The sequence below is a fragment of the Candidatus Margulisiibacteriota bacterium genome (assembly GCA_031268855.1).
In the GTDB taxonomy this organism is placed as follows: domain Bacteria; phylum Margulisbacteria; class Termititenacia; order Termititenacales; family Termititenacaceae; genus Termititenax.
Map to the genome: position 1 here is coordinate 1 of JAIRWS010000116.1, position 5,293 is coordinate 5,293.

General features: G+C 46.6%; 5 protein-coding genes. 1 reads left to right on the plus strand and 4 read right to left on the minus strand.

Annotated elements, in window-relative coordinates; translation table 11 throughout:
• Nucleotides 1-292 precede the first annotated feature (292 nt).
• Both LBJ25_06825 and LBJ25_06830 read right to left on the minus strand, forming a co-directional pair.
• A complete protein-coding gene (locus LBJ25_06825) occupies nucleotides 293-1,384 on the minus strand; it encodes an AI-2E family transporter (GenBank protein ID MDR1453666.1) in 1,092 nt (363 codons plus the stop codon).
• 2 nt (nucleotides 1,385-1,386) lie between these two features.
• Nucleotides 1,387-2,436 carry a mechanosensitive ion channel family protein gene (locus LBJ25_06830; protein MDR1453667.1) on the minus strand — a complete coding sequence of 350 codons (1,050 nt, stop codon included), beginning with the start codon at nucleotides 2,434-2,436 and terminating at the stop codon, nucleotides 1,387-1,389.
• Nucleotides 2,437-2,472: 36 nt separating this feature from the next.
• On the opposite strand from LBJ25_06830, the gene LBJ25_06835 reads away from it, so the two are divergent.
• Nucleotides 2,473-3,762, plus strand: coding sequence for a 50S ribosome-binding GTPase (locus LBJ25_06835; GenBank protein ID MDR1453668.1), 1,290 nt, complete (start codon nucleotides 2,473-2,475; stop codon nucleotides 3,760-3,762).
• Nucleotides 3,763-3,861: 99 nt separating this feature from the next.
• Here the strand turns inward: LBJ25_06835 and LBJ25_06840 are convergent, their stop codons facing one another.
• Together LBJ25_06840 and LBJ25_06845 are read right to left on the minus strand one after the other, a co-directional pair.
• Entirely contained in the window at nucleotides 3,862-4,521 is a 660-nt protein-coding gene (locus tag LBJ25_06840; GenBank protein MDR1453669.1) for a hypothetical protein, read from the minus strand.
• 29 nt (nucleotides 4,522-4,550) lie between these two features.
• A partial coding sequence (locus LBJ25_06845) for a hypothetical protein (protein MDR1453670.1) occupies nucleotides 4,551-5,293 on the minus strand: 743 nt, incomplete at its 5' end.

The following is a 5,293-nucleotide window of genomic DNA, read 5'->3' on the forward strand; positions in this document are numbered from 1 at the left end:
TTGAACCCACGGTACCCGCGAGGGCACAACGGTTTTCAAGACCGCCGCAATCGACCACTCTGCCACTCCTCCGAAAGTCAATTGAAATTATACAACAACTGCGAAAATAAAAATAACACCGCTGGAAATGTTATACAAACTGGATACTGATAAAAAGTTTTGCCGGTAGAAAAGGTGTGCGGATTAAGAATTACAGGAAAAGATTTTACTAATTAAAAGTTAGTAAGCAACGCAGAACTTACATCGGATAAAAAATACACAAACTGACTTATATTATAAATTCGCGCTTTTTTTAAAGCCGGGCAAATTTGCTGCCGATATACATTCGCCAGCAGAGGATCAGGATCGACGCCACCGGCAGAGAAAAGATCATGCCCCAAATGCCCCAGATCTCCGTGCCCAGCAGCATGACCAAAAAAACCATGAGCGGTGAAAGGCGTGTGCTTTTGCTTAAAATTTGCGGCGCGATAATATTGGCGAGTATGGCCTGCATGATGCAAAAAAAGATCACGATCGGCAGCGCCAAATACAACTGGTCTGGAAAAGAGACCATTACGGCCGGTAGAGCCGCCAAAACCGGCCCGAAAAACGGAATAAATTGCATAAAACCGTTCCACAGCGCCAGCAGCAGGGGAAATTTGAGGCCGATCAGCAGATAAAAAATCCACACGGCCAGCGAACTGATCACCGAAAGCAGCACTTGTCCGACGAAATAGCCGGTGATGATTTTGTAGATCATGGTCAGGGTTTTTTTCTCTTTACTGCTGGCTTCGCGCAGGAGCGACGCTTTAAATTTTTCCACCGGCTTGGTGTCAAACAGCATGTAGATCAGCAGCACATAAGCGACCAAAAATTGTAGCACCGAAGTGATCGTGCGTGACAGCGAATTAACGATGTCTTTGAAGAATCCTAAAATGCTGTTGCTCCCCAGCACCAAATACTGGCTGATGTTTTCGCGTATCGAATCCTGCGCCTGCGCGGGCAGCAATTCCTGGAACTGCTGAAATTTATTTTGCAGCTCACCGGTCAGCATGCTGATCTGGGCGTTGATGTTTTGCGAATTTTTAAGCAATTCGAAAGTCTGCATGATCAGCGCCGGCACGACCAGCGAGATGACAAAGATCAGCGCGGCGGTCAGCAGAACTATGCTCAAGAGCGCGGCTAGCCGGCGGGAATGGATTTTGCCGTAGAGGTATTCCGTGAACGGATGCATTAGCAGATAGAGGAAAAGCGCCACCGCGCCGATCCAAAAAGTCGTCGGCGCCAGCACGCGCGCGGCCAGGCACAAAACCGCCAGCATGACCCAGTATTTATGCGCCGCGATAAACTCGAACAGCCATCGCAGCCAGGTCAGAATAGATGATCGCGGATTGTTAGCAGCCATGGTCAGCCCTCCTTTTGCAGTAGAATAGTTTGCGCTGGATAGGCCAGCTCAACATTCCTTTTGGCGAACTCTTCCTTGATCCGAAAATTGATCGCCTGCTGAATGTCCATATAACGATTGTAGTCGTTGCTTAAGACATAGTAAACCACCTCAAAGATCAGCGCCGACGCGCCGAATTCCGCAAAGTGCGCGCGGTCAAAACTGGCCTGCTGCTGCTCGCGGATAATGGTTTCCAGCAGCCGCGGAATTTCCTGGAGTTTTTCCAGCGGCATTTGCTGCGGCAGATTGAGCCGAAAAACTATGCGCCGCAGATTCATGCGTTTGTAATTGCGCACGCGCGAGCCGGTCAGGTCGGTGTTGGAAAAAACCAATTCTTCGCCGTCGAGGCTGCGCAGCCGCGTGGTCTTGACGCCGATGTTTTCCACCGTGCCGCGGAATTCACCAATGACAATGTAGTCGCCCAACTCGAACGGCCGGTCAAAAAAGATAATAAAGTAGCTGAACAGATCGCCGAGTATGGACTGTGAAGCTAGCGCGATGGCCACGCCGCCGATGCCTAAGCCCGTGACCAGCGCGGAAACGCGTATGCCCAGATTGTCCAGCAGGAGGATCAGCGTCAAAGTCCAGATCAGGATTTGCAGCAGAATTTTGATCACGGTCGCGGTCTGCTTGCTATTGAGATTATTTTTTTTGCCGAGGCCGTGCTCGACCAGCGGCGGGATAAAATTGGTCAGAAAACGAATGCCGTAATAGGCGAAAAGGATTTTGGCCGCCACATTGATGAATTTCAGCGCGACGACGGACACGAGCAGCTGCTGAAAATTGAGCCAAAAAGCCAGAAAATAAGCCGGCACAAGGAGGTTTTTTTCAATGTTTTCAAAAAGAAGATCCTGCAGAAAAACGGCGTGTTTTTGGCTCCATTTTTCACAGGAATTCAGAATAAATTGTTTGCAGCACCAGATAAAGAACACGGATAGCGCCAGGCCTGCCGCAAACCAAATATAGGCGCCGAGGGTGTTGCCGTAAAACTGTCTGGCCAAAATTTCCTGCATAAGCCTATTTTAACACAATACGCTATAATTGCGGCCATGACGATTTTGGTGGAAAGAGAGCAGGTCGGCATTTTCGGCAAGATGAATGCCGGCAAAAGCTCGCTGATGAATCTCCTGACTCAGCAGGAAACCTCTATTGTGGACGCGGCGCCGGGCACGACGGCCGACACGCAGACCGCGCTGCTGGAGCTGCACGGTCTGGGGCCGGTGAAATTATTTGACACGGCCGGCTGGGACGAGAATGGCGCGCTGGGCGAAAAAAAACGCCGGAAAACTTTCAACGCCCTGCAGGAATGTGATCTGGCGCTCTTGCTCATCGATCCCGCGGCGGAAAATCTGGCGGTGGAAAAAGAGCTGCTGGAAAAAGCGCGTGAATTAGATAAGCAGCTTTTGGCCGTCTACAATATATTTCGGGACACGGACAAAAATAAAACAGCGGGCGTGGCCGAAAAAATAGATCTGCTACGTTTTTACCCGCGGATTACTCTACGCGCCAATGACCTGTCCGCCCGCGCCGGACTGCTGGATTTTATTTTGCAAAATTATCTTCCGAAAAACACCCAGCGGGACTTACTGCCTTTTGTGCAAAAAGACGAATATTATGCGCTGATAATTCCCATGGACGCTGAGACACCGTCCGGCCGCTATCTGCGCCCGCAGGCCATGGCCGAAGAATACATTACGCGGCATTGGGCTTATCCGGTTTCATTCCGTCTGGATCTGGCTGCGGCGCGCACCTCGCCAGCGTATCCGCAGGATACTACGCTCGGTAGCCGCGCCGCGAACGAAAAAAAACGTTTTGAAAATTTCTTAAATAATTTTTCAAAAAAACCGCGGGCGCTGATCACCGATTCGCAGGCGCTGGACATCATGGCCAAATGGTGTCCGGCGGATATTGAGCTGACGACCTTTTCTATAGCAATGATAAACTATTTCAGCCGCGGCCGTTTGCCGAAATTTGTCGACGGTGTGCGGGCGCTGGAGACTTTGCGCCCCGGTGACAAAGCGTTGATCGTCGAGGCCTGCAATCACTCGCGTGTTGGCGAGGATATCGGCACAGTGCAGCTGCCCAATTATTTTGCCCAAAAATATCCGGGTGTGATTTTGGAGCATAATTTTGGCCGCGAGTTTCAGGATAATAAAAACCTGGCGCGCTACAAACTGATCATTCACTGCGGCGGCTGCATGATCTCCGCGCAAAAACTGCAGGCGCGTCTGCGCGATCTTGAAACCGTCGGCGTGCCGATCACCAATTATGGCGTGCTGCTGGCTTATCTGCAGGGCGGGGATGTCCTGCGCCGGGCGCTGCGGCCGTGGGGTGTCTGAACGGCAGATCCTTTCCTGTCTGGAGCAACTCCTCTATGCACAAATATTTCAGTTGCATATGGTTGGCCATAATTTCCGCTATTTCTATAATCTCATTCGTCATTGTTTTTCTATCTTTTCAGCCCAGTAATCCAAATTACTAACTATTTCTTTTTGATTTATAGAAAAAATCTTATTGCCCTTAACTATATATTTATCATTCGGTAATCCATCATATATTTTGATATATCTTTTGGTATTTGGGTCAAATAAAAGCAACCCAAGATTTCCGAATTCCATGTCTTTCAATATGAACAAATTTTTATATTCCTGCAAAGAATACATATCAATATGTTCATAGATTATTGGTTGTATTGAGTTTGTTTTTATATTCGTTACATACAAATATGACGGATAAGGATCACTTGGCCAGTAAAATAGTTCTGGTTTTTCAAGTACAGTATAAAACACTTCATCATTATATATTTTTGGACTACTGCAATAGTATCCAGCTGGCGAATTAAGCAATTTCACTTTTTTATCTAGATGATTGTACAAATATAATTTACCGTTCTTGTTTGATGCATATACAACTATATTATTACTTACATCATAATCAGGTTGGTGGGCCTCGTCGGTTATTATAAATTTACCTATCTTATTTTGGAAATACAAAATATTATTTTCAAATAACAGCTTATTATAATTATTTACATTATTGGCACAACCAATTGTTAAGAACACACAAATTGTCATTACAAGTATTATATTTTTACTCACCTTTCTTTCTCCTTTATCTTTCGTTATAGTTATAAATGAAGAGAATAACTCCCTCTGATTTCTATTGTTTTTACCTTATATGTGCTCATCACAGAAATAATCTGTTTCAATGACATGTCACTTGTCCTTATACAACCATTTGTCCAATAATTAGTTCCGAGATTAGCTCTTCCGGCATGAATTCCAATACCTTCTCTTGATGAAATATTAATTGGAATAAATGCATACCCTATACTCGAGTTAATATCTTTTCCAGCATATATCGGGTTGCCTAATGAATGAGGCTTATTTTTCTCATTATTCGGAGCATATGAATTACCATTAAGTTGATCTACAGAATTACTATACCCAGATGCGTTATTGTAAGCTTCCCACTGCCCAACCTGATTACCAGAATCGTCATACATAGTTAATGTACTAGAATCCCTATCAAACACCATTGTCGGTTCCACCAGCGTCATATCCTGTTCTTGCGCTACTGGTTTCTTTTCCGGCGTCAAATCTCCTAGATCAAGATTATAATCAAATCCCCCGCCCACATTTACTCTCCCATCCAGCGACGCGTAATGCGCCCCGAAGGACGCCACCGCCCCAAGCGCAGACGCATACACGCTCCCCGAGGCTGTCCCATACGTACCATGCTTGTCTACCTGCACTCCAGCTTTCGCCGTATATCCTATGCTCGCCACCCCAAGCTCTATACCAGAGCTCAGATCCAGACCTGCAAATCCATACATAGACCCATCCGAAAAATTCACACCTATCGTCAAAA